The organism is Microbacterium sp. APC 3901, assembly GCF_030407765.1.
In the GTDB taxonomy this organism is placed as follows: domain Bacteria; phylum Actinomycetota; class Actinomycetes; order Actinomycetales; family Microbacteriaceae; genus Microbacterium.
This window is the reverse complement of sequence record NZ_JASDCU010000008.1, coordinates 81,614-107,919: the sequence shown is the minus strand read 5'-3', so window position 1 is coordinate 107,919 and position 26,306 is coordinate 81,614. Positions and strand designations below refer to the sequence as shown.

General features: G+C 66.7%; 30 protein-coding genes. 10 read left to right on the top strand and 20 right to left on the bottom strand.

The window, feature by feature from the left end; all coding sequences use genetic code 11:
- Positions 1 to 11: 11 nt before the first annotated feature.
- On the bottom strand, positions 12 to 923 hold the full coding sequence (gene rpsB, locus QMA07_RS09235; protein ID WP_290161279.1) for a 30S ribosomal protein S2: 912 nt from the start codon (positions 921 to 923) through the stop codon (positions 12 to 14).
- Between the two features lie 305 nt (positions 924 to 1,228).
- Here rpsB and QMA07_RS09230 point away from each other — a divergent pair, with 305 nt between their 5' ends.
- On the top strand, positions 1,229 to 1,765 hold the full coding sequence (locus QMA07_RS09230) for a M23 family metallopeptidase (RefSeq protein WP_290161278.1): 537 nt from the start codon (positions 1,229 to 1,231) through the stop codon (positions 1,763 to 1,765).
- Between the two features lie 19 nt (positions 1,766 to 1,784).
- On the opposite strand, the gene QMA07_RS09225 is transcribed toward QMA07_RS09230, so the two are convergent.
- From QMA07_RS09225 to QMA07_RS09185, 9 genes are all read right to left on the bottom strand, one after another.
- Positions 1,785 to 2,687, bottom strand: a complete 903-nt coding sequence (locus QMA07_RS09225; RefSeq protein WP_290161277.1) for a tyrosine recombinase XerC — start codon at positions 2,685 to 2,687, stop codon at positions 1,785 to 1,787.
- Positions 2,688 to 2,722: 35 nt separating this feature from the next.
- A complete protein-coding gene (dprA, locus tag QMA07_RS09220; protein ID WP_290161276.1) occupies positions 2,723 to 3,904 on the bottom strand; it encodes a DNA-processing protein DprA in 1,182 nt (393 codons plus the stop codon).
- Positions 3,901 to 5,430: a YifB family Mg chelatase-like AAA ATPase gene (locus tag QMA07_RS09215; protein ID WP_290161275.1), complete on the bottom strand. Its 1,530-nt coding sequence runs from the start codon at positions 5,428 to 5,430 to the stop codon at positions 3,901 to 3,903. Before QMA07_RS09215 ends, dprA begins: the two co-directional genes overlap by 4 nt.
- Entirely contained in the window at positions 5,427 to 5,789 is a 363-nt protein-coding gene (locus QMA07_RS09210) for a YraN family protein (protein WP_290161274.1), read from the bottom strand. Before QMA07_RS09210 ends, QMA07_RS09215 begins: the two co-directional genes overlap by 4 nt.
- A gap of 102 nt (positions 5,790 to 5,891) precedes the next feature.
- Positions 5,892 to 6,218: a DUF2469 family protein gene (locus tag QMA07_RS09205; protein ID WP_042541663.1), complete on the bottom strand. Its 327-nt coding sequence runs from the start codon at positions 6,216 to 6,218 to the stop codon at positions 5,892 to 5,894.
- A 47-nt stretch (positions 6,219 to 6,265) separates the two neighbouring features.
- Positions 6,266 to 6,925: a ribonuclease HII gene (locus tag QMA07_RS09200; protein ID WP_290161273.1), complete on the bottom strand. Its 660-nt coding sequence runs from the start codon at positions 6,923 to 6,925 to the stop codon at positions 6,266 to 6,268.
- A complete protein-coding gene (gene lepB, locus QMA07_RS09195; RefSeq protein WP_290161272.1) occupies positions 6,922 to 7,656 on the bottom strand; it encodes a signal peptidase I in 735 nt (244 codons plus the stop codon). The genes QMA07_RS09200 and lepB overlap by 4 nt, the downstream gene beginning before the upstream one ends.
- Before the next feature lie 118 nt (positions 7,657 to 7,774).
- Positions 7,775 to 8,122 (bottom strand): 50S ribosomal protein L19, encoded by a 348-nt coding sequence (gene rplS, locus QMA07_RS09190; protein WP_042542128.1) that lies wholly within the window; start codon positions 8,120 to 8,122, stop codon positions 7,775 to 7,777.
- A gap of 179 nt (positions 8,123 to 8,301) precedes the next feature.
- Complete coding sequence (locus tag QMA07_RS09185) at positions 8,302 to 8,790, bottom strand: MFS transporter permease (RefSeq protein ID WP_290161271.1); 489 nt, start codon at positions 8,788 to 8,790, stop codon at positions 8,302 to 8,304.
- Positions 8,791 to 8,911: 121 nt separating this feature from the next.
- Between QMA07_RS09185 and map the strand changes: the two genes are divergently transcribed.
- Complete coding sequence (gene map / locus QMA07_RS09180; RefSeq protein ID WP_290161270.1) at positions 8,912 to 9,694, top strand: type I methionyl aminopeptidase; 783 nt, start codon at positions 8,912 to 8,914, stop codon at positions 9,692 to 9,694.
- Between the two features lie 128 nt (positions 9,695 to 9,822).
- The gene (locus tag QMA07_RS09175; RefSeq protein WP_290161269.1) at positions 9,823 to 10,395 is read left to right on the top strand and encodes a histidine phosphatase family protein; all 573 of its coding nucleotides are present in this window, start codon (positions 9,823 to 9,825) and stop codon (positions 10,393 to 10,395) included.
- Here the strand turns inward: QMA07_RS09175 and trmD are convergent.
- The 4 genes from trmD to rpsP are packed head-to-tail and all read right to left on the bottom strand — an operon-like array spanning position 10,392 to position 12,382.
- On the bottom strand, positions 10,392 to 11,102 hold the full coding sequence (gene trmD / locus QMA07_RS09170) for a tRNA (guanosine(37)-N1)-methyltransferase TrmD (RefSeq protein WP_290161268.1): 711 nt from the start codon (positions 11,100 to 11,102) through the stop codon (positions 10,392 to 10,394). The genes QMA07_RS09175 and trmD overlap by 4 nt on opposite strands.
- 19 nt (positions 11,103 to 11,121) lie before the next feature.
- Positions 11,122 to 11,742, bottom strand: a complete 621-nt coding sequence (gene rimM, locus QMA07_RS09165; protein WP_290161267.1) for a ribosome maturation factor RimM — start codon at positions 11,740 to 11,742, stop codon at positions 11,122 to 11,124.
- Positions 11,726 to 11,956: an RNA-binding protein gene (locus QMA07_RS09160; protein WP_042541671.1), complete on the bottom strand. Its 231-nt coding sequence runs from the start codon at positions 11,954 to 11,956 to the stop codon at positions 11,726 to 11,728. The genes rimM and QMA07_RS09160 overlap by 17 nt, the downstream gene beginning before the upstream one ends.
- Positions 11,957 to 11,962: 6 nt before the next feature.
- On the bottom strand, positions 11,963 to 12,382 hold the full coding sequence (rpsP, locus tag QMA07_RS09155) for a 30S ribosomal protein S16 (RefSeq protein WP_140036950.1): 420 nt from the start codon (positions 12,380 to 12,382) through the stop codon (positions 11,963 to 11,965).
- Positions 12,383 to 12,591: 209 nt separating this feature from the next.
- On the opposite strand from rpsP, the gene QMA07_RS09150 reads away from it, so the two are divergent.
- On the top strand, positions 12,592 to 13,743 hold the full coding sequence (locus QMA07_RS09150; protein WP_290161265.1) for a glutamate--cysteine ligase: 1,152 nt from the start codon (positions 12,592 to 12,594) through the stop codon (positions 13,741 to 13,743).
- A 3-nt stretch (positions 13,744 to 13,746) separates the two neighbouring features.
- Here QMA07_RS09150 and QMA07_RS09145 read toward each other — a convergent pair whose 3' ends face one another.
- On the bottom strand, positions 13,747 to 14,718 hold the full coding sequence (locus tag QMA07_RS09145) for a sugar-binding domain-containing protein (RefSeq protein WP_290161264.1): 972 nt from the start codon (positions 14,716 to 14,718) through the stop codon (positions 13,747 to 13,749).
- A gap of 100 nt (positions 14,719 to 14,818) precedes the next feature.
- Between QMA07_RS09145 and QMA07_RS09140 the strand changes: the two genes are divergently transcribed.
- The 3 genes from QMA07_RS09140 to glpK all read left to right on the top strand — a co-directional run bounded on the left by QMA07_RS09140 (position 14,819) and on the right by glpK (position 18,917).
- Entirely contained in the window at positions 14,819 to 16,528 is a 1,710-nt protein-coding gene (locus QMA07_RS09140) for a glycerol-3-phosphate dehydrogenase/oxidase (RefSeq protein ID WP_290161263.1), read from the top strand.
- Between the two features lie 92 nt (positions 16,529 to 16,620).
- Positions 16,621 to 17,373 carry an MIP/aquaporin family protein gene (locus QMA07_RS09135; RefSeq protein WP_140036946.1) on the top strand — a complete coding sequence of 251 codons (753 nt, stop codon included), beginning with the start codon at positions 16,621 to 16,623 and terminating at the stop codon, positions 17,371 to 17,373.
- Positions 17,374 to 17,402: 29 nt separating this feature from the next.
- The gene (gene glpK, locus QMA07_RS09130) at positions 17,403 to 18,917 is read left to right on the top strand and encodes a glycerol kinase GlpK (protein WP_290161262.1); all 1,515 of its coding nucleotides are present in this window, start codon (positions 17,403 to 17,405) and stop codon (positions 18,915 to 18,917) included.
- Positions 18,918 to 18,919: 2 nt separating this feature from the next.
- Here glpK and QMA07_RS09125 read toward each other — a convergent pair whose 3' ends face one another.
- Positions 18,920 to 19,852 (bottom strand): LysR family transcriptional regulator, encoded by a 933-nt coding sequence (locus tag QMA07_RS09125; protein ID WP_290161261.1) that lies wholly within the window; start codon positions 19,850 to 19,852, stop codon positions 18,920 to 18,922.
- A gap of 78 nt (positions 19,853 to 19,930) precedes the next feature.
- On the opposite strand from QMA07_RS09125, the gene QMA07_RS09120 reads away from it, so the two are divergent.
- Positions 19,931 to 20,839: an EamA family transporter gene (locus QMA07_RS09120; RefSeq protein ID WP_290161260.1), complete on the top strand. Its 909-nt coding sequence runs from the start codon at positions 19,931 to 19,933 to the stop codon at positions 20,837 to 20,839.
- A gap of 7 nt (positions 20,840 to 20,846) precedes the next feature.
- Here the strand turns inward: QMA07_RS09120 and ffh are convergent, their stop codons facing one another.
- Positions 20,847 to 22,400: a signal recognition particle protein gene (gene ffh / locus QMA07_RS09115; protein WP_290161259.1), complete on the bottom strand. Its 1,554-nt coding sequence runs from the start codon at positions 22,398 to 22,400 to the stop codon at positions 20,847 to 20,849.
- A gap of 126 nt (positions 22,401 to 22,526) precedes the next feature.
- A complete protein-coding gene (locus QMA07_RS09110; RefSeq protein WP_290161258.1) occupies positions 22,527 to 23,123 on the bottom strand; it encodes a TetR/AcrR family transcriptional regulator in 597 nt (198 codons plus the stop codon).
- Positions 23,124 to 23,217: 94 nt separating this feature from the next.
- Here QMA07_RS09110 and lipB point away from each other — a divergent pair, with 94 nt between their 5' ends.
- On the top strand, positions 23,218 to 23,871 hold the full coding sequence (gene lipB, locus QMA07_RS09105; RefSeq protein WP_290161257.1) for a lipoyl(octanoyl) transferase LipB: 654 nt from the start codon (positions 23,218 to 23,220) through the stop codon (positions 23,869 to 23,871).
- On the top strand, positions 23,868 to 24,857 hold the full coding sequence (gene lipA / locus QMA07_RS09100; protein ID WP_290161256.1) for a lipoyl synthase: 990 nt from the start codon (positions 23,868 to 23,870) through the stop codon (positions 24,855 to 24,857). Before lipB ends, lipA begins: the two co-directional genes overlap by 4 nt.
- A 20-nt stretch (positions 24,858 to 24,877) precedes the next feature.
- Here the strand turns inward: lipA and QMA07_RS09095 are convergent, their stop codons facing one another.
- Entirely contained in the window at positions 24,878 to 25,378 is a 501-nt protein-coding gene (locus QMA07_RS09095; protein ID WP_290161255.1) for a DUF2004 domain-containing protein, read from the bottom strand.
- Between the two features lie 44 nt (positions 25,379 to 25,422).
- Entirely contained in the window at positions 25,423 to 26,295 is an 873-nt protein-coding gene (ftsY, locus tag QMA07_RS09090) for a signal recognition particle-docking protein FtsY (RefSeq protein ID WP_290161254.1), read from the bottom strand.
- Positions 26,296 to 26,306: the final 11 nt, after the last annotated feature.

Genomic DNA, 26,306 nt, shown 5'->3' with positions numbered 1-26,306 from the left:
TGGTCGCGGAATTACTTGGCGTCTGCCTCAGCGGGGGCCTCGGCGGCCTCTGCTGCGGGAGCCTCGTCGGCCTCAGCCGGAGCCTCAGCGGCGGCGTCAGCGGCGGGAGCCTCAGCGGTCGCGTCCTCGGCCGGAGCCTCGACGGCTGCGTCAGCGGCCGGAGCGTCGGCGGGGGTCTCGAGAAGCTCCTTCTCCCAGTCGGCGAGCGGCTCAGCGTCGCCCGTCTCAGGGTTGTGCTTCTGCTGAAGGCCCTCTGCCGCTGCATCCGCGATGATGCGGGTGAGCAGCGAGACCGAGCGGATCGCGTCGTCGTTGCCGGGGATCGGGTACTGGAAGTCGTCGGGGTCGGCGTTGGTGTCGAGGATGCCGATCACCGGGATGCCCAGCTTCTTCGCCTCGTCGATGGCGAGGTGCTCACGCTTGGCGTCGACGACCCAGAGGGCGGACGGCGTCTTGGTGAGGTTGCGGATACCGCCGAGCGACTTGTGCAGCTTGTCGAGCTCGCGCTTCTTGAGAAGGAGCTCCTTCTTCGTGAAGCCCGAAGCGGAAGGGTTCTCGTAGTCGAGCTCCTCGAGCTCCTTCATGCGGGCGAGACGCTTCGCGATCGTCTGGAAGTTCGTGAGAAGTCCACCGAGCCAGCGCTGGTTGACGTAGGGCTGGCCCACGCGGGTGGCCTGCTCGGCGAGGATCTCCTGCGCCTGCTTCTTGGTGCCGACGAAGAGGATCGTGCCGCCGTGCGCGACGGTCTCCTTGACGAAGTCGTAGGCCTTGTCGATGTACCCGAGCGACTGCTGCAGGTCGATGATGTGGATGCCGCTGCGCTCGGTGAGAATGAAGCGCTTGACCTTCGGGTTCCACCGACGCGTCTGGTGTCCGAAGTGCACGCCGCTGTCGAGCAGCTGGCGGATGGTGACCACAGCCATGGTCGTCTCCTTGTTCTGGCGCGAGTCTGCGCCGTTGAGGTTGTCAAGTCGATCGGATGATCGAACTTCCTGGTGCCCGGCGCACTCCCGCCTGAGTGGAAACAGGACCTGTGGGAGTGGATGCCACGACTGAAGTCGCTATGGGCACGCGTAGTCACCCCGAGATCGAGGTGCTCCCCCAGCATACAGGATGCGCCGCCCCCACTCACCCTGCACATCACGCCCGCTTCGAGCACTCTGCACACGCTCCGCGCAGGCGTCGGTCGAACGCGGAGCCATTCGCACACGCCAAGGAACATTGGCTCATGAGCACCCGCATACGCGCGACGGTCACCGTCCTCCTGCTGATCGTCATAGCTCTCACGCCTCCCCTCCAGACGAGCGCAGGAGCGTCGTCATCGCCACCCTCAGCCGGTGGGGCATCCCCACTCTGGCGGTGGCCGATCGACGCGCCCCGCGCAGTCGCATCGCCCTATCGCGCTCCGGCACACGCGTTCGGTGCCGGCCATCGAGGCATCGACCTCGCGAGCGCGCACGGGGTGATCGTCCGAGCGCCCGCCGACGGGGTGATCGCGTTCCGCGGGGTCGTCGTCGACAGGCCGCTGATCACGATCGCGCATCCCGGCGGCTATGTGTCGACCTTCGAGCCGGCGTCTTCCGCACTCGCCCCCGGCGACACGGTCTCAGCCGGCGACGAGATCGGGACGGTCGCGGCTGGCGGTCATGCGAGTCTCGGCGCACTGCACCTGGGAGTTCGGCTGGACGGTGCGTACATCAACCCGATGCTGCTCTTCGGGCCGGTGCCGCGAGCGGTGCTGCTCCCCTGCTGCGACGCGCCATGACGCGCGCCAAGGCTGTGCATCACGCGCGGGGGTGTGCCAGACGGTACGTCGCAGTGAGACGCTCAGCGGAGACGTGAGTGTAGATCTGGGTCGTGCCCAAGCTGGCATGGCCCAAGATCTCCTGGACGGCCCGGAGGTCGGCTCCACCGTCGAGCAGATGAGTCGCTGCTGTATGCCTGAGCGCATGTGGGCCGACAGTCTCTTCGCCGACGAACGGCGCGAGCACCTCGGCGACCAGGGAATACACCGTTCGTGGACCGATCCGCGCACCACGACTGCCGAGGAACAGTGCGGGAGACGACCGCGATGTGCGGGCGGCGAGGGAGGGGCGCCCTCGAGACAGGTACGAGCCGGCGGCCTCGCGAGCCGGAAGCCCATAGGGTACGACTCTCTCCTTCGCCCCCTTTCCCATCACACGCGCTGTACCTCGATCGAGGTCGAGGTCGTCGACATCGAGCCCGCACAGTTCGGAGACCCGGATGCCGGCCCCGTACAGCAGTTCGAGAATCGCGTGGTCTCGGAGCGCTATCGGGTCACCGGCGCTGGCGGCTCGACGTTGCGAATCGAGCAGGGTCGTCATCGCATCCTGAGAGGCGATCGTGGGGAGAGCTCGCCCCCGCTTGGGAGCGACAAGACGCAGGCTCGGATCGTGATCGACGAGTTGCTGCTCGTGCGCCCAGCTGAAGAACGACCGCACCGCAGCCGCCCGCCGCGCGAGCGTCGACCGCGCGTCCCCGCGCTGAGTCGCCCGCCAGAGCCAATCTCGGAGAGTCTCCAGGGTGATCTGGTCGAGCTCGAGTGCGCCGGCGGCCTCCGCGAGGTCCCGTAGGTCTGATCGGTAGGCGCGCACGGTGGCGGGAGACAGCCGGCGCACCCGGGCAAGGTGGTCGGTGAAGGCGTGTGCGGCTGCCGCGAACTGCATGCCTCAAGTGTGCAGGAGCGCGGATCACCGCCGCGTCAGCCGCGCCGCTGGCCAAGCCGTGCTCTCTGCCATCCCCCTTCGACTCGCACCACCTCGCCCTCGAGCTCGAGCAGCCCGAGCAAGGCGATGACGCGCTCGGGCGCCAGCCCCGACCGTCGAGACAACTCGAGAGCGGCTCGAGCCCCGCGACCGCTCATGGCATCGAGAACGCGAGACCGGTCGGGATCCGCCCCTGGGCCGGGTGACGTGCCGATCAGCCCGCCACCCCAGAGCTCGCGTATCTCAGCAGTCGTGGTGACGCACCGCGCGTCGTACTCACGCAGGAGCCGATGACAGCCGGCCGACGATGCGGACGTCACTGGCCCGGGCACCGCACCGAGCGGACGACCCAGTGCGGCTGCGTGCCCTGCAGTGTTCAGCGACCCGCTTCGCCACCCCGCCTCCACGACCACCGTCGCGTCACTCACCGCGGCGATGAGTCTGTTGCGCGACAGGAATCGCCACTTCGTCGGCGCGGTGCCGCACGGGACCTCGCTCACCACGGCGCCGGTCTCGACGATTCGGCGCAGGAGCTGCTGATGGCCCTGGGGGTACGCGCGATCGACACCGCCTGCGAGGAACGCGATCGTGCTCCCACCGACGCCGAGTGCGGCCCTGTGGGCTGCGCCGTCGATGCCGTACGCGCCCCCGGACACCACGACAGCGCCGCCTCCGGCCAATTCGCCGGCGAAGTCGCCCGCGAGCATCTCGCCATAGCCGCTTGCGGCGCGGGCGCCGACGATCGCGACTCTGGGTGCCGCGCTCAGCAGTCCCGGATCTCCACGCACCCAGAGCACGGCCGGCGCATGGGCCCCGAGGTCGTCGAGAGAGATCGGCCAGTGCGTGTCCCCCGGAATCAGAAGCCGAGCTCCGACGTCCCTGGCGCCGCGCACCGCATCGCCCACGCTGCGAACGTCGGCCCGGGTCTTCCACCGCGCCCGCCCATCGGCGAGTGCCCGATTGCCGACTTCTGAGCTCGCCGCATTCCCGGTACCCAGCGCGAACCGGAGCGCGCCCAAGGCGCCGAGCTCGCCTATGAGCGCCCCGGCCACGCCATCGCCCGGCTCGGCGAGAACCGACCAGCACACTCGGGCGAGCGCCTCCCCCGCATCTTCTGAGGGCCTGACCTGGTCGAGTGACTCTCGAAGCCCGGCGTCATCTGTGAGCGAATCGATCATGATGCGTACCCGCTCTTGAGAAACAGCGCCTGACCCACTTCGTCGGGTCCTGGCCGATCGACTCCGGCGAGATCGGCCATGGTCCAAGCCAGCCGCAACACCCTGTCGTAGCCTCGCAAAGTGAGCGTCCCCCGCTCGAGAGCCCGATCCAACGGCACCCTCGCATCCGCAGGAACACGCAGATCGAGTTGTCTCAGCCGGGCACCGGGCACTTCGCTGTTGCGGAGCCACGGCGTTCCCCGCCATCGGGCGACAGCGCGCTCCCGCGCCTCGATGACCGTCGCGCGTGCGATCTCGCTCGTCATCCCGGTGCGGCCCCCGACCATCGCCTGAGAGGCGGATACCCGGGAGACGTGCAGCTCGACATCTATGCGGTCGCGCAGCGGACCCGAGAGCCTCGTCGAATACCTGCGGATCGCCAACGACGGGCACGCGCACTCCGCACCACGCACCCCGTAGTTGCCACATGGGCAGGGGTTGAGCGCCACGATCAGTTGGAATCTCGCGGGAAACTGTGCCGTGATCCCCGATCGGCTCACTTCGATCACACCCGACTCGAGCGGCTGACGCAGCGCATCGAGCGCGACCCTCGAGAACTCTGCCGCTTCGTCGAGAAAGAGCACGCCCCTGTGTGCCCGAGAGATCGCCCCGGGGCGAACCGACCTCGTCCCGCCTCCGACGAGCGCCGCGACGGATGCACTGTGGTGCGGCGACTCCAGCGGCGGCATGACGTCGAGAGCCTGCACCGGCTCACCTGTCAGCGAGCGGATCGACGCCACCTCGAGCGCCTCGTCTTCGGTGAGACTCGGAAGGATGCCGGGCAGCCTTCGTGCGAGCATCGTCTTTCCTGCCCCCGGCGGGCCGCTGAGCATCATGTGGTGTCCTCCTGCCGCCGCGACGATCAGCGCACGCACGGCGTCGTGCTGCCCCACGACGTCGGCGAGGTCCAACTCCTCAGGACGCTCGCGAACGACCGCTGTGGCCGCGACCGGATCTGCCTCGAGCACGTCGATCTCCGCGCCGTGCCACACCGCCACCTGCGACAGGCTCGCGGCGGGACGCACCTCGATTCCCGGAACGAGCCTCGCCTCCGCCTCGTTGCCCCACGGGACTATCACGGTGTCGAATCCCGCGCGAGCCGCAGCGAAGACGGACGGGAGCACTCCGGGAACGGGCCGGAGTCGACCGTCGAGCCCGAGCTCACCGAGATGCACCACGCGCGCGATGGAGCGGCCCGACAGGGCTCCCCCGGCTGCCAGCGCGGCTACGGCGATGCTGAGGTCGAACCCCGCTCCCTGCTTGGGGAGGCTCGCGGGTGAGAGGTTCACCGTCAGCCGACGACGCGGGAGATCGAGCGCGGTGTTCTTGCACGCGTTGTGCACCCGCTGAACCGCTTCGCCGAGTGATTTGTCGGGCAACCCGATGATCTTGAAGTCGGGCGTCTGATTCGAGATGTCCGCCTCGACCTCGACCATGTGCCCATCCACCCCGGTCAGCGCGACCGCCCAGGTGCGGGCCGTCGTCATGACACGTCCATGAGGTGTTCAAGGGTGCTGTGCTCCGGATCAGCGCCGATGATCCCGATCGCCTCGATCCGGATCATGAGCCCTCGGGCGAGATCGGGATGATCGGCGGCCCACGCATGGGCGAGCTGCCACAGCCGGCGGACCTTGCGTGCATCCACCGCTTCGAAGGGGTGCCCGTGGGCGATCGTCCGTCGTGTCTTGACCTCTACGACCGCCAGATGGCGACCGCGGCAGGCGACTATGTCGATCTCACCCTGCGCACATCGCCAGTTGCGATCGAGCACCACATATCCGATACCGGTCAGGTATCGAACCGCATGTTCTTCACCGGATCTGCCTAGCTCGTCTTTCGCTGCCATGGGGACAGCCTGTCGATCGACCTCGAAGATCAGAGCTCCGAAAGTGCCGAAGCCCCGGATCCCCCGGACAACTCCTCAGGAACCCGGACCGTGCAGAAGAGGTCACTCTCCGTCGAGGGACAGCTCCTGCGGCAGTTCGAACTCGCGGCGCTGCAGCTCCTCGACGTTGACATCCTTGAACGTCAGAACGCGTACGGCCTTCACGAAGCGGTCGGCACGGTAGATGTCCCACACCCAGACGTCACTCATGGAGATCTCGAAGTAGAAGTCGTGCTCGGTGTCGCGCCGTACGACGTTCACCTCGTTGGCGAGGTAGAACCGCCGTTCGGTCTCGACCACATACTGGAACTGTGCGACGACGTCGCGATATTCGCGGAACAGCGCAAGCTCGAGCTCGCGGTCGTAATCGTCGAAGGCTTCCTCATCCATGATCCCTCCATCCTAGAGTCGGCGACACCGCGATACCGCACGCAGGCTCAGAACAGCGTCGGGACATCTGCGATCGCCCAGGATGATCGATGGTGCGCGGAGAGCCCGAGGCTCCTGATCGCCTCACGATGCTCGAGGCTCGCATATCCCTTGTTCCTGTGCCATTGATACGCGGGGTGACCCTCGTGAAGCTCAGCCATGTATGTGTCTCGGGCCACCTTGGCGATCACCGAGGCCGCTGAGACCGACGCGCAGTCACGGTCGCCCTTGACGACCGGTCGGACGCGCAGCGGAACCGGATGCACGGGCGAGACGTAGTCGTGATTGCCGTCGAGCAGCACGAGCGCCCCGTCGAGGTCGACTCCCGAGTCCACCACGCTCTGCACGGCGCGCGACGCCGCGAGCCCGAGCGCCCGCATGATGCCCACCGCGTCGACCTCCGCCGCACTCGCCCAGCCGACGCCTGACGCCTGCACCCATGCCGCGGCCCTGGCGGCGACGTCGGGTCGGCGCCTCTCCGTGACGAGTTTCGAATCCCGAAGTCCTTCGGGTACGCGGCGTCGCGCGCCTGCCGCATCCATCACGGCAGCTCCGACCGCCACCGGCCCGGCAAGCGCACCGCGTCCGACTTCATCGAGGGAGATGATCAGATCGCAGTCCGTCAGCAGCCTGCGCTCGAGAGTGAGCTTGGGGGCGACGACTGTCATTCCGGATCCGGGACGCCGTTGAAGCTGTCGTGGTGGCCGTCGATCGTGCCCATGCGGTCGAAGGGCCACGTGGTGAAGAACGCCTTGCCGACGACGTTCTCGATCGGCACGAATCCGCCACTCGGGAGATCCTGATGCGCCCGCGAGTCCCGCGAACGATCCCGGTTGTCTCCCAGCATCCAGAGGGATCCCTCCGGCACGACCACGTCGAAGGGCTCGTTCGACGCGGCAGTGTCGCCGTCCGGCAGGTTCAGGTAGTCGAGCTCGTCGATGGGCGCGCCGTTCACCGTGATCTGACCGAGGGCGTTGCAGCAGACGACGTGATCGCCCGGCAATCCGATCACCCGCTTGACGAGGTGATCCTGCGAGTCCGTGGCCGAGATCCCGATGACGTTGAGCATCCAGTCGACGGCTTCGACGAGCGGAGGCTGAGCCGGAGTCTGCGGCTGTCCGTCGAGCCACCCGCCCGGATCTTTGAAGACGACGACATCGCCGCGTTCGTAGTCGTTCCACCGGGGCGTCAACTCATCGACGAGGATGCGATCTTTGACCATCAGGGTGCGTTCCATCGACGCCGACGGAATGTAGAAGGAGCGCACGACGAAGGTCTTGACGACGAAGGAGACGAGCGCCGCGATCACGATGATGACGAGGACGTCTCGCAGGAAGACGAGGAACCCGCGACGCCGCTTCGTGGGTGGAGTGGACGCGGCGGCGGAGTCAGTCGTCATGAGGGTTCCTTCACAGTCTCGCACCGCACGGAGACGGCATCATCAAGGGTCGCACACCCCGGGGATAACACAGCACCCCGGGACATCGTGTCCCGGGGTGCTGTGGAGAACCTGCGCGTCAGTTGTCGCGCTTCTCCTTGATCTTCGCCTTCTTGCCCCGCAGCTGGCGGAGGTAGTAGAGCTTCGCGCGACGCACATCACCGCGGGTGACGACCTCGATGTGGTCGATCACCGGGGAGTGCACCGGGAACGTACGCTCGACGCCCACCTGGAAGCTGATCTTGCGAACGGTGAAGGTCTCGCGCACGCCGTCTCCCTGGCGGCCGATGACGACGCCCTTGAAGACCTGGATACGCGAGCGGGTGCCCTCGGTGATGTTCACGTGCACGTTGACCGTGTCACCGGGGTTGAAGACGGGAACGTCTGAACGCAGCGATGCTGCGTCGACGGCGTCGAGGATCTGCATGATCGTCTCTCTCTGCACTCGCCTCAGGTCGGTTGCATGATGTAAGTAGGAACAAGAAGAGGTGTGTGCTGAACGGAGCCGAAGCGTCCGTGGGCTCCCCTGAGGCAGAGCCGGTCACGGCACGAACATTCATTCTGCCATGGATGCCGCACACGGCCAAAACGCCGTGCCCGGCGGCGTCAGTCCTGGGAGTCCTTCTCGCGGACGACGATGACTTCGTGCGCTCGGGTGGCTGGCGCCGGTTCGTCGACGCCGGGCACGGAGGACCACGCGATGGTCTCGCGGATCCGCGCTCCGCTCCCCTTCGCCTCGTTCCACAGCTGCCAGAGCTGCAGCCAGAACAGGCCGATTCCGACAACCACCGCTGCCGCGAGCAGCCAGCCGAATGCTCCGTCGATGAAGCAGCCGACCGCGATGGTCAACCCGTGCCAGAGCGCGAAGCCGCCGACGTCCCACCAGGAGACCGCCCGCTCGACACGCACCGACGGCCGGGATCGGGTCAGGAGCGTGAGGAGGAGCTGGCCGACGAAGACCGAGGGCACGGCGATGAACAGCACCCACAGGATCGCCCACCCGCCCTGGAAGACGCCCCACCCCACCAGCAGCCAGAGCGGAAGCAGGAAAGCCGCCGGAATCAGCCACCGGAAGAACGCCTGACGCAACCACATGTCTCAAATCGTACGACGATCTGTTCGGCGTCGTCCCGGTGTTCGCTGTGAGCACGCCACCTCGCCCCGGACACCCGTGTCCGGGAGATCGGGGAGAATGGAGTGGACGAGAGGACACCCGATGATCGAACTGCGCACCCCTGCCGAGATCGATGAGATGCGCGCCGCCGGTCGCTTCGTGGCTGAGACCCTGGCAACCCTGCGCGACGAGACGAAGGTCGGCACGAACCTGCTGTCGATCGATCGCCGAGCGCACGAGATGATCCGCAGGGCCGGAGCGGAGTCGTGCTACATCGACTACCACCCGTCGTTCGGCGCCAGCCCTTTCGGCAAGGTGATCTGCACGTCGATCAATGACGCGGTGCTGCACGGGCTCCCCCATGACTACACGCTCCGTGACGGCGACCTGGTCTCCCTGGATTTCGCAGTGTCGGTCGACGGCTGGGTGGCTGACTCGGCCCTCTCGTTCGTCGTGGGCACCCCACGCGAGGAAGACCTTCGCCTCATCGACACGACGGAGCGCGCGCTCGAAGCAGCGATCGGCGCAGCCGTCGTCGGCAACCGAATCGGCGACATCTCTGCCGCCATCGCTGCGGTGTCGCACGGCGAGGGGTACTCGATCAACACCGATTTCGGCGGGCACGGTGTGGGGCGCATCATGCACGGCGACCCGCACGTTCCGAACGACGGCCGTGCCGGGCGTGGATTCCCACTGCGCGAGGGCCTGGTGTTCGCCCTCGAACCGTGGCTGCTCGAGACGACAGACGAGCTCGTGACCGATCCTGATGGCTGGACCCTTCGGAGCGTCGACGGATCCAGGGGCGCTCACTCAGAGCACACCGTCGCAGTGACGGCGGACGGTCCCATCATCCTCACCGACAGGTCGTTCCTCGGCGTCCGCTGACTCTGGCCCCTCCGTTCCTGGAACCGACGACGCGCTGCGCGTGGCGTCGAATGCGCTCCGTCGAGTGATCTGGTCGTGGCGCGTCAAGGCTGTGCGATCCTGAGTGCATGATTCCGGAGGATCGCCGCGTGCCAGGCCATCTGTTCCTGGTGCGGCACGGGCAGACCCGCTGGAATCTCGAGCATCGGCTTCAGGGACAGCTCGATTCGCCTCTGACCACGGAAGGCATCAGACAGGCGCAGAGCATCGGCGAGCGGATGATCGGTCGCGGCATCACGACCGTCTGCTCCAGCCCACTGGGCCGTGCACGACAGACTGCGCTGATCATCGCCGATCGGATCGGCGCAGAACTCGTCGAGATCGCCGAGCTCGCCGAGCTCGATCACGGTGAGATGGCTGGTATGACCTGGGATGAGATCGACCGGCGATATCCCGGGGCGCGGGCGGACAGAGCCGCGAACCGGTACGGCTGGGCGTTTCCCGGAGGTGAGAGCTACGCCCAGGCGAGAGAGCGGGCCCGCCGGGCGCTGTCATCGTGCGGATGGGCTTCGACGGGCGTTCCTCTGCTCGTCAGTCACGAGATGCTCGGCCGGCTGCTGCGAGCAGACCTCAGAGGGTTGGACGCCGCCTCTGCGTTGTCGCTGAGGCACCCGCAGGACGTGGTGTTCGAGATCGACGGCGGAACCGAGCGGATGCTCTAGTTCTCGTCGTCCGGCAGCAGATCCGGACGACGGCGACGCGTGCGCTCGATCTGCTGATCGCGGCGCCATGAGGCGATCACGGCATGGTTGCCGCTCAACAGCACCTCGGGCACGGGCCGCTCTCGCCATACCGACGGCTTCGTGTAGGACGGGTACTCGAGAAGCCCGTCTTCGTGCGACTCCTCGACCAGGCTCTCCGGATTGCCCACGACGCCCGGGATCAGTCGACCGATCGCCTCGATCATCGCCATGGTCGCGACCTCTCCGCCGTTGAGGACGTAGTCGCCGAGGCTGATGAGTCGCACCTCGCCGAGCGACGCGGCATACTCGAAGACCCGCTCGTCGATGCCCTCGTACCGACCGCATCCGAAGATGAGGTGATCGCGGGTGCTGAGGTCACGAGCAGTGGCCTGAGTGAAGACCTCGCCGGCGGGAGAGGGGAAGATGATCGTCGGCGGCCGCCCCCCATCGGAGTGATCCGACGACGCGAGCTCGTCGAGCGCGAGGCCCCAGGGCTCCGGCTTCATGACCATCCCCGCCCCGCCCCCGTACGGGGTGTCGTCCACGGTGCGGTGACGGTCGGATGTCCAGTCGCGGAGGTCGCGGACGCGCAGGTCGAGGATGCCGGCGCTCTGCGCCTTCCCGAGCAGCGAGAGCGTCAGTCCGTCGAAGTACGACGGGAAGATCGAGAGGACGTCGATGCGCACGGGCAGACCGTACCCGTGCTCAGCTGGTGGCGTCGGAGTCCGAGGACTCCCCCGCCTCCGTCGCCTCGGAAGCGTCGGGGAGCTCTTCGAAGAGCCCGGTGGGTGGCGTCACGATGACGCGTCCGGCGCTGAGGTCGACCGTCGGAACGATCGCCTCGACGAACGGAACCATGATGTCCTGCTCGCCCGACCTGACGATGAGCAGATCCTGCGCCGGGAAGTGCTCGACTCGGGCGACCTTGCCCACCACGACTCCGTCGCGGACGACGTCGAGACCGACCAGCTGGTGGTCGAACCACGCGTTGTCCTCGACCTCGTCGTTGTCCTGATCGATCCAGAGGATCGCCCGGACGAGGGTCTCTGCACCCTCGCGATCGTCGACGTCCTTGAAGAACACGACGGGGTTGCCGTTCATCACGCGGTATTCGCGGACGACGACCGTCTTGCCGTGCCACGGAGATGCCTCGGGCACCTGCAACGTGAACTCGGCCCCCGGAGTGAAACGCCGCTCGGGGTTGTCGGTGTAGAGCTCCAGCTTGAGAGCGCCCTTGAGGCCATGAGCCTTGACGAGGCGCCCGACACGCAGCTGATTCTTGCCCTGATTGCGGTCTGTCGACACCACGTCAGTCGTCCGCGACATCGACACGGACACGACGCCCGTCTGCAAGAGCGGAGATGAGCGTACGCAGTGCTTTCGCGGTGCGGCCGCCGCGCCCGATCACGCGTCCACGGTCGTCGGGGTGCACGCGCACCTCGAGGAGATCGCCTCTCGGCGAAGTGGAAGCGTTGATGCGGACATCCTCGGGGTGATCGACGATCCCCTTGACGATGTGTTCGAGCGCGGCGGCGAGCACGACGAATTACTCGGCGTCGGCGGCGGGAGCCTCAGCGGCCTCCGCATCGGCCTTGGCGGGAGCCTCGGTCTTCTTCTCGACCTTGGGCTTCACGACGGACTTCTTGGACGCGTCGATCTCGAACGGAACCTTGGGCTCCTTGACCTTGAGCGTGGACTTCGCGTCCTTGTCGCCCTTGAACTTGCCCCAGTCGCCCGTGATCTTGAGCAGCGCTGCGACCTGCTCGGTCGGCTGCGCGCCGACGGAGAGCCAGTACTGCGCACGGTCGGAGTCGATCTCGATGAACGAGGGCTCCTCGGTGGGGTGGTACTTGCCGATCTCCTCGATCACGCGACCATCGCGCTTGGTCTTCGAGTCGGCGACGACGATGCGGTAGTACGGCGCACGGATCTTGCCCAGGCGCTTGAGACGAATCTTGACAGCCACGATTCTCCTGAATTGTGTGGAAGGTAACGAACCGATCGCCTGGAGAGTGGGGTGCACACCCGGCGGAAGCTCAAATAGGGAGGACGAGTGCTGGATAGAGGGTCGAGCACGTCGTCCGACCTTCTATTCTGCCAGATGCGCGGCCAAGGAGCGAAACCGGACGACACGGCGGTTGCCGTGTCGTCGACACCGCATGTCAGACTGAGCTCGTGAAGCTCGATTTCGCCTCATCGGCCCGGTCCACCGTAGGCCTCGAATGGGAGATCATGCTCGCCGATCCGGTGAGCGGTGATCTCGTCGGCCGCGCACCGGAGCTGCTGTCAGCCCTCGAGCACGAGAGCGCAGACGAACGCCACACTGTCACGGGCGAACTGCTCACCAACACGATCGAGGTGACCAGCGGCATCGGTGACTCGGTGGGCCACGCGATCGACGACATCGCCAATGCGATCTCGGCCGTGCGCACGGCGACGGACCCGGCCGGCATCGAGCTGCTCTCCGCTGGCAGCCACCCCTTCGCGCAGTGGTATCAGCAGGAAGTGACCGACAAGACCCGCTACCACACCCTGATCGAACGCACCCAGTGGTGGGGACGCAACATGATGATCTGGGGAATCCACGTGCACATCGGTGTCGAGGACCAGCGCAAGGTCATTCCCATCATCAATGCCCTCGCGGCCTATCTCCCTCATCTGCAGGCGCTTGCGGCGTCCAGTCCGTTCTGGGCAGGTGAGCGAACGGGGTACGCGTCCAACCGTGCCCTCGTCTTCCAGCAGCTGCCCACTGCCGGACTCCCCTGGCCGCTGGACGACTGGTCCGACTATGAGGCCTACCTCGACGACATGGTGCGAACCGGCGTCATGGCCGATGCCACCGAAGTGCGCTGGGACATCCGGCCGGCACCGCGCTGGGGAACGATCGAAGTGCGTGCCTGCGACGGCCTCTCGACCCTGCCGGAGCTCGCAGCGGTGGCCGCCCTCGTTCAGGTCCTGGTCGAGCACCTCTCCCGGCAGCTCGACGAGGGTCGCCCTCTCGCGGAGATGCAGGCCTGGTACCACCGCGAGAACAAGTGGCGCGCGGCTCGCTACGGCCTCGACGCCCGAGTGATCGTGGACTCGGCGGGAACCCAGCGACCCGTGCGGGAGCACCTGTCCGAGGTGCTCGAAGAGCTCGCACCGATCGCGGTCGAACTCGGCTGCGGACGGGAGTTCGGCAGCATCGAGACGATACTCGCGAACGGCGCGAGCTACGAACGGCAGCTGACGATCGCGAACGCCACGGGCGGCGACCTCGGCGCGGTCGTGCAGCACCTGATCCGGGAGTTCCGTTCGGGCCCCGAAGCATCGACTGACGAGCCGTAGGGGTCAATCCTCGACGAGACGCCTCGCCAGCCCCTCGTCGAGCACCACATCCGTGATCAGCTCGGCGGCGATCGCGGCGCGAAGGCTCGCGAGCTTCGGCACTCCCGACACGACGCAGACGCGCCGCGGCACCCGTCGCAGTCTGTCGAGGCCGGGACCGGTGGCGCGCGCGTTCACGCGGATGTCCCTCCACGAGCCGTCCGCGCGGAAGAAGACCGTCGCCACGTCGCCGATCGCGTGGTCTTCGCGGAGGCTGCGGTAGTCGTCGCGGCCGAGATACCCACCGACGTACACGCGGCTCGGCACCTCGGCGGCCGGAGAACCGAGACTGAACACCGCGATGTCCATCTTCGACTGCAGATCGAGCACTCGCCGAGTGCTCCGCTCACGCCACATGGCCTCGCGCGTCGAGGGGTCATCGAAGAACGCAGGCACCGGGAACTGCTGCACCTGCGCGCCGAACGCGCTGCCGAAGCGCTGCAGGATGTCGCTCGAGTACTCGACGCCACTCGTCTGCGTGTTGCCCGCGCCGTTCAACTGCACGAAGGTCGTGTTGTGCGTCTCCTTCTGAGTGAGCCCTCGGCTCACAGCGCTGATCGTCGATCCCCACGCGACACCCACGATCATGTTGGAGTCGACGAACTGCGACAGCAGTCGCCCCGCCGTCAGGGCCACGCGCTCGAGCCGTTCGACCTCGCTGACGATCTCGGGTATGGGTACGACGTGCGCGACCAGACGGTGTCTGTCTCTTATGCGCTGCTCGAGCATCCCCAGTCTCTCCAGAGGAGAGTTGATGCGGATGTCGACGAGTCCGCTTTCGCGAGCGAAGCTGAGCAGACGAGACACGGATGACCTCGAGGTCTTCAGCTCCTGCGCGATCACCTCCATCGTCTTGTCCTGCATGTAGTAGAGCTGCGCTGCGGTGAGCGCGGCGATCAGCTTCGAGTCGCGGGATCCCGCGTCAGGCTGGGTCATGAGGGCCTCCTCGCCTCGATCTTTGCACATATGTGCAGCGGGCTTGCGCGCAGTGGCCACATGGGTCGAAGCTGGGGGCACGCACAGAGAAGGGTCGAAGATGATCGAGTCGACACACTCATCACCGGAACGCGCCGAAGTCCGCGCCGTCCGTGAGTCCGGACGCACGAGCGTCCTTGTCATCGGAGCCGGTATCAACGGGATCTCCGCTTTCCGCGACCTCGCGCTTCAGGGCGTCGATGTCGTGCTCGTGGAACGAGGAGACTTCGCTTCCGGCGCCTCCGCGGCCTCGAGCCACATGATCCACGGCGGCATCCGCTACCTCGAGAACGGCGAGTTCCGACTCGTCCGTGAATCCGTCGAGGAGCGTAACGGTCTGCTCAAGATCGCGCCGCACTATGTGAAGCCGCTCGAGACCACGATCCCGATCTACTCGACCTTCTCGGGCATCCTGTCCGCGCCCCTGCGCTTCCTCACCCACAAGAGCGGCAAGCCCCAGGAGCGAGGAGCGTTCCTCATCAAGGTCGGACTCACGATCTACGACACGTTCTCGCGTGACGGCGGCATGGTCCCGCGTCACCGCTTCCTCGGTCGCAAGCGGTCGCTCGCCGAACTGCCCTCGCTCGACCCGAACATCAAGTACACGGCCACGTACTACGACGCCTCCATGCACGACCCGGAGCGTCTGGCGCTCGACGTGCTGCAGGACGGACGCGCGGCTCACCCGGGTGCCGTCGCACTGAACTACGTCGAGGCGATCGCCCGCGACGGCAAGAAGATCGTGCTCCGCGATCGTGAGAGCGGCACCGAGTTCTCGATCACCGCAGACGTGGTCGTGAATGCATCGGGGCCCTGGACGGACCTCACCAACGACGCGCTCGGCAACGACACGCGCTTCATGGGCGGGACCAAGGGTTCGCACATCGTTCTCGATCACCCCGAGCTCCTCGAGGCGACGCGGGGACGCGAGATCTTCTTCGAGCACTCCGACGGACGCATCGTGCTGATCTACCCCCTCAAGGGCCGCGTGCTCGTCGGCACGACGGACATCGACGCGGATCCCCGAGAGGCTGCGGTGTGCACCGAGGAGGAGATCGACTACTTCTTCGATCTGATCCACCACGTGTTCCCGACTATCGACGTGACGCGAGAGCAGATCGTCTTCAACTTCTCGGGCATCCGTCCGCTTCCTCGCCACGAGGACACGGCCCCCGGGTTCGTGTCCCGCGACTACCGCATCGAGGTGGACGACAAGGGCGCTGCGCCGCTCGTGAGCCTCGTCGGCGGCAAGTGGACGACGTTCCGCGCGCTCGGAGAGTCCCTCTCCGATGTCGTGCTGAATCTGATCGGCCGCACCCGCACGGTGTCGACCGCCGGTCGAGCCATCGGCGGAGGCCGCGACTTCCCGCGCACCGAGAAGGCTCGTCGGATCTGGATCCAGGAGAATCTCCCGGGTGCCGGCGAACGCGCAGAACGCCTCCTCGCGCGCTACGGAACGCGTGCGGCACAGGTCTGGGAGTTCATCGAGCAGGGTGACGACGCTCCCCTGGCCGGCGATGACCTCTCCACCCGGGAGCTCGCCTGGATGGTCGAGAACGAGATGGTCGCGCGTCTGCAGGATGTCGTCATGCGACGCACCAGCATCGCGTTCACCGGTCACGCCGACGCGGATGTGCTCGAAGAGCTTGCCGCAGCCCTGGCGCCTCTGCTCCACTGGGATCGTGCACGCCATGATGCCGAGCTGGATCAGACGCGTACGATGCTGAACGATCGACATGGACTCCAGATCTCGTCCCGCGCACGCGGCTGACGAGAGATCCGAAGGCCGCCCTCCACGCGGCTCAACTCCCAACAAGTGCCAGTGCTATGGGGCTCTGGTACTCAAGAAAGGTCAATGAAGACATGACTGAAGTCAATCTCGGTCTCTACTTCCTCTCGGAGTTCGTCGGCACCGCAATGCTGATCCTCCTCGGATGTGGTGTCGTCGCCAACGTCGCGCTTGCCAAGAACAAGGGCTTCGGCGGCGGCTTCCTGATGGTCAACTGGGGATGGGGTCTCGCGGTCTTCGTGGGTGTCCTCGTCTCCGCCTACTCGGGCGCCATCCTCAACCCGGCTGTCGGAATCGGTCTCCTGGTCGGAGGCAAGATCGACTTCACGCAGTTCGCCGTGGCGACCGGCGCTGAGCTGCTCGGTGCGATCGTCGGTGCGATCCTCACCTGGCTCGCCTACAAGCAGCACTTCGACGAGGAGCCCGACCCCGCCAACAAGCTCGGCGTCTTCTCGACGGGCCCTGCGATCCGCTCCTACGGCTGGAACCTCGTCACCGAGGTCATCGGCACCTTCGTCCTGGTGTTCGCGATCTTCGCATTCGCTGACTACGGCGTCGCCGACATCGGAACGCCCGGAGGCCTCGGTCCGCTGAGCGCCCTGCCCGTCGCGCTCGTCGTCGTGGGTATCGGCGCGTCCCTCGGTGGACCCACCGGCTACGCGATCAACCCTGCACGTGACCTCGGACCCCGTATCGCCCACGCGATCCTCCCGATCAAGGGCAAGGGCTCGAGCGACTGGTCCTACTCGTGGGTCCCGGTCGTCGGTCCGCTGCTCGGTGGTGTCCTCGCCGCCGTCGCCGCGCCCGTCCTGCTCAACCTCGCCTGAACCGCAACCTGACTTCAAAGGAGAACACAATGGCCGACTACATCATCGCCATCGATCAGGGCACCACCTCCAGCCGCGCGATCATCTTCGACAAGAAGGGCAGCATCGTCGCGACCGGTCAGAAGGAGCACGAGCAGATCCTCCCGAAGGCGGGCTGGGTCGAGCATGACCCTGCCGAGATCTGGCGCAACGTGCAGGAAGTCATCGGTCTCGCACTGAGCCGTGCCGACCTGACGCGCCACGACATCGCCGCGGTCGGAATCACCAACCAGCGCGAGACAGCAGTCGTCTGGGACAAGACGACCGGCAAGGCCGTCTACAACGCCATCGTGTGGCAGGACACCCGCACGCAGGAGATCGTCGACCGCCTCGCGGCCGACGGAGGCGTCGAGCGGTTCAAGCCCATCGTGGGTCTCCCCCTCGCCACCTACTTCTCCGGCACCAAGATCGCCTGGATCCTCGAGAACGTCGAGGGTGCACGCGAGAAGGCCGAGGCGGGAGACCTCGTCTTCGGCACGACCGACAGCTGGGTGCTCTGGAACCTCACCGGTGGCGTGGACGGCGGTGTGCACGTGACCGATGTCACCAACGCCTCGCGCACGATGTTCATGGATCTCGAGACGCTCGAGTGGCGCGACGACATCCTCGAGGCGTTCGGCGTTCCACGCTCGATGATGCCAGAGATCCGCTCCTCCTCCGAGGTGTACGGCGCCGCCGAGGACTCGTCACTGCTGCGCGAGACGCCGATCGCCGGCATTCTGGGCGACCAGCAGGCCGCGACGTTCGGCCAGGCCGCATTCAACCAGGGTGAGAGCAAGAACACCTATGGCACCGGCTGCTTCCTCATCTTCAACACGGGCGAGGAGATCGTCCACTCGAAGAACGGGCTGCTGACCACCGTCGGCTACAAGCTCGGCGACGGACCGACCCACTACGCTCTCGAGGGCTCGATCGCCGTCACCGGTTCGCTGATCCAGTGGCTCCGCGACCAGCTCGGGATCATCAGCTCCGCTCCCGAGGTCGAAGAGCTCGCCAAGCAGGTCGACGACAACGGCGGCGTGTACATCGTCCCCGCGTTCTCGGGCCTGTTCGCGCCGTACTGGCGTCCGGATGCCCGCGGTGCGATCGTCGGCCTCACCCGTTACGCGAACAAGAACCACATCGCTCGCGCAGCGCTCGAGGCCGTGGCGTTCCAGACCCGCGACGTTCTCGACGCGGTCAACGCGGATGCCGGTGTCGACCTCACCGAGCTCAAGGTCGACGGCGGCATGGTCGCGAACGATGCGCTCATGCAGTTCCAGGCCGACGTGCTCGGTGTGCCCGTCGTTCGTCCGGTCGTCGCCGAGACCACCGCGCTGGGTGCCGCGTACGCCGCGGGTCTGGCGGTCGGCTTCTGGAACGGTCTCGACGACCTCTCCGCCAACTGGCAGGAAGACCGTCGCTGGGAGCCGTCGATGGAAGACGGCGAGCGTGACCGTCAGCTTCGTCTATGGCGCAAGGCCGTCAGCAAGTCGATGGACTGGGTCGACGAAGACGTGAAGTGACCTCAGGATTCTGAGAGGGCGGGCCCGGAGTATTCCTCCGGGCCCGCTTCGTCGTCGGGCTGCGCGGTCATCGATCCGATGATGCCCAGGAGCGCGGAGGCGACAGCCCTCGGCGCCCGCGGGTCCCAGGCGACGTACTCGACGCGCACCGGCCCGCCGACGATCTTCACCGCGACCGCGTCGGACGACGCCGCGACGATGCCGGGCGCCAACAGCGTGATCGCGAGTCCGGCCGACACGAGACCGAGAATGAGCTCCGCAGAGTCTGCTTCGAACGACACGTCGCGTCGGATGCCGGAGTCCGCGAACGCCGCATCGCTCTGCGCACGCCCCGACGTGCCGGCGGGGAAGTCCGCGAACACTTCTCCGGCAAGGTCTTCCAGCGCGAGTTCCGCGCGCGCTGCGAGTCGATGAGCCGAGGGTACGACGGCGACCAGGCTCTCGCGCGCGAGCTCTCGGGAGGCGACGCCGCTGGGGACGACATCCGCGCGCAGGCCCAGCATCGCGACGTCGAGCTCGCCCTCCCGCACAGCGGCGGCCAGAGCGTCGCTGTTGCCCATCGTGAGCTGCACCCGAGCCTCCGGGTGCGCCTGTCGGAATCGAGCGATCGCGAGCGGAACGGAGATCGCGGTGACTGTCGGGATCACACCGAGACGAAGTGTGCCGACCACCCGACCCGCGGCCGCTGCTGCGGCCTCGCGCGCCTGATCCGCTGCGGCCACAGCGGTCTTCGCATGCAGGAGGAATGCTTCCCCGGCCTCTGTCGTCCTGACGCTCCGACTCGAACGCACGAAAAGACGCTGTCCGATCTCGCGCTCGAGCGCAGCTATCTGATGACTGAGCGCCGACTGTGTCACGAAGCAGCGCTCGGCCGCACGGGTGAAGCTCGACGAGGACGCGACCTCGACGACATATCTCAGCTGCTGCAGGTCCATACTTTCATGATTGCTGTTCATGGATGCGTTGACAAACATGCGTTGGACTCATTCCCATGGTTGGAGCAGCCTGAAGACATGAACCGAGTCACTCTGCTCCTGCTCACGGCCCTGGCGCCCATCTCCTGGGGCACGACTTACCTCGTGACGACTGAGCTGCTGCCCGCAGGACACCCGCTCCTCGCGGGCCTGCTGCGATCGCTGCCCGCGGGCCTGATCGCCCTGGCCATCGGGCGCACACTGCCGTTCCGCGACTGGTGGCTGAAGTCACTGGCTCTCGGCATCCTGAACATCGGGGCGTTCTTCCCACTGCTCTTCCTCGCCGCGGAGAGGCTGCCCGGCGGAGTCGCTGCAGCGGTCGCGGGCGTGCAGCCCCTGATCATCCTCGGCATGGCCGCGCTCGTCCTGAGGGATCGCATCCGCCCTGTGACAGCTGCGGCAGCTGTCGTCGGCGCCGGAGGCGTGGCGCTCGTGGTGCTCGGACCCGCGGCCGAACTCGACACGATCGGGATCCTCTCCGCCCTCGGCGGTGTGACTGCGACCGCACTCGGCATGATCTTGACCAAGCGGTGGGGTCGCCCCTCCGGCGTGGGTCCGGTCGCCTATGCAGGGTGGCAGCTGGCTGCGGGTGGACTCTTCCTCCTGCCGCTCACGCTGGTCTTCGAGGGACTCCCGATCGCGTTGGACGCCGGCGCGGCACTCGGCTACATCTGGCTCGGCTCCGTCGGGGGCCTGCTGGCCTACACGCTCTGGTTCAGCGGCATCCAGCGCCTGCCCGTCATCGCTCCCGGCCTGCTCGCCCTGCTCTCCCCCGTCGTCGCGACGATCCTGGGCGTCGTCGTCGCTCAGGAGACATTCTCGACCGCACAGTCGATCGGACTCGCGCTCGTTCTCGTCGCGCTCGTCGGCGGGCAGATCGCGGCGCTCGCGCGACCCGAGCGACGCACCGAGCCTCCGAACCGGTCGCTCGTCGCAGCCGAGCAGTGAAGACCCGTCAGCTCTTGCCGAAGAGCTTCTGGATCTCGGCGAGGTCGGCTTCACTCGGCGCCTTGGCGCCGCCGAGGCCGAATCCCGATCCGGTCGGGTTCGCTGCGGGCGTCAGTCCGGCGTTCTCCGCCGCGCGCTTGGCGGGGTTGCCCGAACGGGATCCACCGGAGGACTTGCCCTTCTTGCCGCGTTTCGACGACGCACCCGGCTTACCCATTCCGGGCATGGAGCCCATTCCGGGGATGTTCGGGGTGCCGCCGCGCGCGACGGTCTTCATCATCTTGGCGGCCTGGTCGAAGCGCTGGACGAGCTGATTGACGTCCGTGACGGTCATTCCCGAACCACGCGCGATGCGCAGACGGCGTGAACCGTTGAGCACCTTCGGGTTGCGTCGCTCACCCGGTGTCATGGACCGGATGATCGCCTCTGTGCGATCGATCTCGCGCTCGTCGAAGTCCTCGAGCTGCTGCTTCATCTGCCCCATGCCGGGGAGCATCCCCAGCATCTTCTTCATCGAGCCCATCTTCTTCATCTGCTGAAGCTGGTCGAGGAAGTCTTCGAGAGTGAACTGCTCCGTCGCCAGCTTCTCGGCCATCTTGACGGCCTCTTCCTCATCGAAGGCCTGCTGGGCCTGCTCGATGAGGGTGAGGATGTCGCCGAGGTCGAGGATGCGACTGGCCATGCGGTCGGGGTGGAAGGGCTCGAGGTCTTCGAGTCGCTCGCCGGTCGACGCGAAGATGATGGGGCGTCCGGTGACGGACGCGACGGAGAGAGCGGCGCCGCCTCGGGCGTCACCGTCGAGCTTCGAGAGGACGACACCCGTGAAGTCGACGCCCTCCTGGAAGGCGCGCGCCGTGTTGACCGCATCCTGACCGATCATGGCGTCGATGACGAACAGAACCTCGTCGGGGTCGGTCGCCTTGCGGATGTCCGACGCCTGCTTCATGAGCTCTGCGTCGACACCGAGACGTCCCGCGGTGTCGATGATGACGACATCATGCTGGTGGCGGCGTGCATGCTCGACGCCGTCGCGCGACACCTTGACGGGGTCGCCCACGCCGTTTCCGGGCTCAGGCGCGAAGACCGTCGCACCGGCCTGCTCGGCCACGACCTGGAGCTGGTTGACGGCGTTCGGACGCTGCAGGTCGGCGGCGACGAGAAGGGGCGTGTGCCCCTCACCCTCGAGCTGCTTCGCGAGCTTGCCGGCGAAGGTGGTCTTACCGGATCCCTGGAGTCCAGCGAGCATGATGACAGTCGGCGCCGTCTTGGCGAACTGCAGACGACGCTGCTCGCCGCCGAGGATCTGCACGAGCTCTTCGTTGACGATCTGCACGACCTGCTGCGCGGGGTTGAGAGCCTTGCTGACCTCATCGCCCAGGGCTCGCTCGCGGACCTTCGCGGTGAACTCCTTGACGACCGCCAGCGCGACGTCGGCATCGAGCAGCGCGCGACGGATCTCGCGCACCGTGCCGTCGACGTCGGCCGCGGTGAGCTTTCCCTTCGTGCGAAGGTTGCGGAATGTCTCGGTGAGCCGATCGGAGAGCGTGCCAAAGGTAGCCATGGTGACACTGAGTTTACGCGAATCCCGAGATGTTCTCCGCGTTCGCGGCACCACCGACCGTGAGCATGATCGAGGCGGACCCACGGGACCAGGGGCCCGCCGCGCGATCACGTCGACGGGCACCGCTCAATCCTGTGCCGAGACCCACGGCAATCGGCCGATCGACCGCACCGCGTCAGCGAATCGGTCAGCCACGGAACCTCGTCCGGCACCACTCTCCGCCCACGCGCGCACAGCAGCGAGTACGGCGGCAGCCCAGGTCGCCGCGACGATGTCCGCGGTGAGAGCGGCGACGCCCGAGCGGCGCGCCAGATCGGCCAGCGCCGCCGCGAGACGGGCCTGGCGCAGCGCGGCATCCTGCTCGAGTTCGTCGTCGAGGCCCATCGCCGACGAGTTCGTCATCGCGAGAGCGAGGCTGTCAGGCGCGAAGTCCTCGACGAGCTCCGAGAGAATGCGCTTGACGCGTGTGCCGTCGCGATCTTCGGGCACGATGACCAGGTCTTCGACGGCACGGCCGATGCGCTCGTCGAGGCCCGACCAGAGCACGTCGCTCTTCGATGAGAAGTAGTTGAAGAAGCTGGAGCGGCTCACTCCGGCACGCTGCGTGATGTCGGCGACGGAGGTGGCGTCGTAGCCGCGCTCGAGGAAGAGCTCGCAGGCGGCCTCAGCGAGCGTCTCACGGGATGACGCCTTAGGACGCCCCGCCCGACTCGTGCTGCTCATGTCAACACGCTACCGCGCGTCGCTGTCGCACGCCCCCACGTCGGGGAGGAGTATTCTTAGACGCAATCCATCAATTGAATGAGAGCGACCTCGCATGCTCGACATCATGATCCCCGGACTCGCGCCGGACTATGTCCCCTACACGCAGGGTTGGGACCTGCAGCGCCGTATCCACGCAGACGTGGTCGACGGCACTCGCCCTGACACGCTCGTCCTGCTCGAGCACCAAGCCGTGTACACCGCAGGCAAGCGGACCGAGCCGCACGAACGCCCGACGGACGGCACACCGGTGATCGATGTCGACCGCGGCGGAAAGATCACCTGGCACGGACCGGGGCAGCTGGTGGGCTACCCGATCGTCCGCCTGCCTGAGCCCATGGACGTCGTCGCGCACGTGCGCCGCCTCGAGCGCATCCTGATCGACGTGCTCCGGCCACTCGGTGTCGACGGATACCAGGTGGCGGGGCGCAGCGGAGTGTGGGTCCGCCGCCCGCTGTCCGAAGACAAGGTCGCGGCGATCGGCGTGCGCGTGCAGCAGGGCGTCACGATGCACGGCTTCGCGATCAACTGCGACAACAGCCTCGCAGGATTCCGCGGCATCATCCCGTGCGGGATCACCGACGCCGGCGTCACCACCGTGAGCGAGGTCGTCGGGGCCGATGTCTCCCCCCTCGACATCGCCGACTCGGTGTCCGCCGCCTTCCTCGCCGAGTATTCGACAGCCGAGCACACAGGAGCACTCGCATGACCGCCGCACCCGAAGGACGCAAGCTCCTCCGCCTCGAGATCCGTAACGCCGAGACCCCCATCGAACGCAAGCCGGAGTGGATCAAGACGAAGGCCAAGATGGGCCCCGAGTACACGGCCCTCCATTCGCTGGTCAAGAGCGAGGATCTCCACACCGTCTGCCAGGAGGCCGGCTGCCCCAACATCTTCGAGTGCTGGGAAGACCGAGAGGCGACCTTCCTCATCGGCGGATCGCAGTGCACCCGCCGATGCGACTTCTGCCAGATCGACACGGGCAAGCCCGACGCGTACGACACCGACGAGCCGCGTCGCGTCGCCGAGAGCGTCGTGCGGATGAACCTCCGCTACGCGACGGTCACCAGCGTCGCACGAGACGATCTGCCCGACACCGGAGCCTGGCTCAACGCCGAGACCGTGCGGAAGATCCATGAGCTGAACCCGAACACCGGTGTCGAGCTGCTCGCCAATGAACACAACGCCGATCCTGCTTTCCTCGGCCAGATCTTCGACGCCCGCCCGGAGGTGTTCGCTCACAACGTCGAGACCGTTCCGCGCATCTTCAAGCGGATCCGCCCGGCGTTCCGATATGAGCGATCGCTCGACGTGATCACACAGGCGAGAGATGCCGGGCTCATCACCAAGTCCAACCTGATCCTGGGCATGGGCGAGGAGCCGGAAGAGGTCGTGCAGGCGCTGAACGACCTGCACGACGCCGGTTGCGACATCATCACCATCACGCAGTATCTGCGCCCGTCCCCTCGCCACCTGCCCGTGGCCAGATGGGTCAAGCCTTCGGAGTTCGTCGAGTTCAAGGAGGAGGCGGAGCGAATCGGCTTCCTCGGTGTGCTGGCCGGGCCTCTCGTGCGCTCGTCATACCGCGCGGGTCGGCTGTGGGCGCAGTCGATGGTGTCGAAGGGGCGCGAGATCCCCCCGCACCTGTCCCACATCGCCGAGAGCGCGGATCTCGGGTTCGCTCAGGCGGTCTGAGCCACCCGAGACGACGAGCGTCAGTCGGCGCTCATCACCGACTGCACGCTGCCGTCCGAGCCGAGATTCACGAGCAGCACGTCGTCGGTGGTGGTGGCGTCGAGCGCGTACTCCAGCACTGCGAACGGTTCGGATCCACCGTGTTCGTCGGCGAGGATCGTCATGCTCATCAGACGCAGCGAGCGGATGATGTCGACAGCGGCGTCACCGCTCACGTCGACGAGGACGTCTTCGAGTTCGTCGCCGTAGGCCTCCTGCTGCTGCAGGATGTATTCGGTGACCTCGCTGGTGCGGTCATCGACCTCCGCGAGCATGCCCCGTCGGGCGACGTCGTCGACATTCTCGAGCCCCGCGATGAGAGAGGCGGCGATGTCGAGCGCGTCTGGGGAGACATCGTCCTGGTCGGGAGCGGTGAGATCGACCGTGACGCTCTGGTCGCCGAGCTCCACTGTCTCAGACCAGAAGATCGATCCGTCCGGTCCGGAGGACAGGAGGCCGAAGTAGTCGTGTTCGATCGCCATAACGCTATGAAACCAGCCTCGTGCTCGCGGCGGTAGTCCCGTAATCAGCCGACGAGCGACTTCACGAAGACATGGGGGGTGAAACCGGTGAGATCGTCGATGCCCTCGCCCTGACCGAGGAGCTTGACGGGGATGCCGGTGCGCTCCTGCACAGCGAGGACGAAGCCGCCCTTCGCCGAGCCGTCGAGCTTGGTCAGGACGAGACCGGTGACGCCTGCGTGCTGGAGGAATGCCTCCGCCTGCATCACGCCGTTCTGCCCCGTGGTGGCGTCGAGGACGAGAAGGACCTCGCTGATGGGAGCCTGCTTCTCGATGACCCTGCGGATCTTCGAGAGCTCGTCCATCAGCCCTCCCTTGGTGTGCAAGCGGCCGGCCGTGTCGATGATCGCGATCTCGATGCCCTCCCGCTGGGCGAACTCCACGGTCTGGTAGGCGACGGATGCCGGATCCTGGCCCTCTTGCTGAGGACGGACGATCGCCGCCCCACCACGCTGCGCCCAGGTGGCGAGCTGATCGACGGCGGCCGCGCGGAACGTGTCGGCTGCTCCGACCACCACGCTGCGCTGGAACCCGCGGAGGAACTTGGTGAACTTGCCGATCGTCGTGGTCTTGCCGACGCCGTTGACGCCCACGACCAGCACGACCGCCGGCCGTTCGGTGAGCTTCAGGGTCGTGTCGAACTTCGCGAAGTGCTCCTCGAGTGTCTCTCGCAGCATCCGCTGGAGATCCTGCGGATCGGTCGTGCGGTAGCGCTCGACCTTCTCGCGCAGTTCTTCGACGACCCGCTCGCTGATGTCGGGGCCGAAGTCGGCTGTGATGAGGGCCGTCTCGAGGTCCTCCCATGTCGTCTCGTCGATAGTGGGCTTGACGAACATCCCACGCAGCGCGCGAGTGAGGGACCACGACTTCTCCGCCATGACTCCAGCCT

Excerpts from the sequence above, each read along its gene's own strand:
- lepB (WP_290161272.1), bottom strand. The coding sequence starts at position 7,656 with ATGACGACTGACTCCGCCGCCGCGTCCACTCCACCCACGAAGCGGCGT.
- QMA07_RS09215 (WP_290161275.1), bottom strand. The coding sequence starts at position 5,430 with ATGACGACGGCCCGCACCTGGGCGGTCGCGCTGACCGGGGTGGATGGG.
- map (WP_290161270.1), top strand. The coding sequence starts at position 8,912 with ATGATCGAACTGCGCACCCCTGCCGAGATCGATGAGATGCGCGCCGCC.
- QMA07_RS09225 (WP_290161277.1), bottom strand. The coding sequence starts at position 2,687 with ATGCAGTTCGCGGCAGCCGCACACGCCTTCACCGACCACCTTGCCCGG.
- ffh (WP_290161259.1), bottom strand. The coding sequence starts at position 22,400 with ATGGCTACCTTTGGCACGCTCTCCGATCGGCTCACCGAGACATTCCGC.
- dprA (WP_290161276.1), bottom strand. The coding sequence starts at position 3,904 with ATGATCGATTCGCTCACAGATGACGCCGGGCTTCGAGAGTCACTCGAC.
- QMA07_RS09135 (WP_140036946.1), top strand. The coding sequence starts at position 16,621 with ATGACTGAAGTCAATCTCGGTCTCTACTTCCTCTCGGAGTTCGTCGGC.
- lipB (WP_290161257.1), top strand. The coding sequence starts at position 23,218 with ATGCTCGACATCATGATCCCCGGACTCGCGCCGGACTATGTCCCCTAC.
- QMA07_RS09125 (WP_290161261.1), bottom strand. The coding sequence starts at position 19,852 with ATGGACCTGCAGCAGCTGAGATATGTCGTCGAGGTCGCGTCCTCGTCG.
- rpsB (WP_290161279.1), bottom strand. The coding sequence starts at position 923 with ATGGCTGTGGTCACCATCCGCCAGCTGCTCGACAGCGGCGTGCACTTC.
- QMA07_RS09200 (WP_290161273.1), bottom strand. The coding sequence starts at position 6,925 with ATGACAGTCGTCGCCCCCAAGCTCACTCTCGAGCGCAGGCTGCTGACG.
- rplS (WP_042542128.1), bottom strand. The coding sequence starts at position 8,122 with ATGCAGATCCTCGACGCCGTCGACGCAGCATCGCTGCGTTCAGACGTT.
- rimM (WP_290161267.1), bottom strand. The coding sequence starts at position 11,742 with ATGTCGCGGACGACTGACGTGGTGTCGACAGACCGCAATCAGGGCAAG.
- lipA (WP_290161256.1), top strand. The coding sequence starts at position 23,868 with ATGACCGCCGCACCCGAAGGACGCAAGCTCCTCCGCCTCGAGATCCGT.
- QMA07_RS09140 (WP_290161263.1), top strand. The coding sequence starts at position 14,819 with ATGATCGAGTCGACACACTCATCACCGGAACGCGCCGAAGTCCGCGCC.
- QMA07_RS09185 (WP_290161271.1), bottom strand. The coding sequence starts at position 8,790 with ATGTGGTTGCGTCAGGCGTTCTTCCGGTGGCTGATTCCGGCGGCTTTC.
- glpK (WP_290161262.1), top strand. The coding sequence starts at position 17,403 with ATGGCCGACTACATCATCGCCATCGATCAGGGCACCACCTCCAGCCGC.
- QMA07_RS09210 (WP_290161274.1), bottom strand. The coding sequence starts at position 5,789 with ATGGCAGCGAAAGACGAGCTAGGCAGATCCGGTGAAGAACATGCGGTT.
- QMA07_RS09095 (WP_290161255.1), bottom strand. The coding sequence starts at position 25,378 with ATGGCGATCGAACACGACTACTTCGGCCTCCTGTCCTCCGGACCGGAC.
- QMA07_RS09110 (WP_290161258.1), bottom strand. The coding sequence starts at position 23,123 with ATGAGCAGCACGAGTCGGGCGGGGCGTCCTAAGGCGTCATCCCGTGAG.
- QMA07_RS09230 (WP_290161278.1), top strand. The coding sequence starts at position 1,229 with ATGAGCACCCGCATACGCGCGACGGTCACCGTCCTCCTGCTGATCGTC.
- QMA07_RS09145 (WP_290161264.1), bottom strand. The coding sequence starts at position 14,718 with ATGACCCAGCCTGACGCGGGATCCCGCGACTCGAAGCTGATCGCCGCG.
- QMA07_RS09120 (WP_290161260.1), top strand. The coding sequence starts at position 19,931 with ATGAACCGAGTCACTCTGCTCCTGCTCACGGCCCTGGCGCCCATCTCC.
- QMA07_RS09205 (WP_042541663.1), bottom strand. The coding sequence starts at position 6,218 with ATGGATGAGGAAGCCTTCGACGATTACGACCGCGAGCTCGAGCTTGCG.
- ftsY (WP_290161254.1), bottom strand. The coding sequence starts at position 26,295 with ATGGCGGAGAAGTCGTGGTCCCTCACTCGCGCGCTGCGTGGGATGTTC.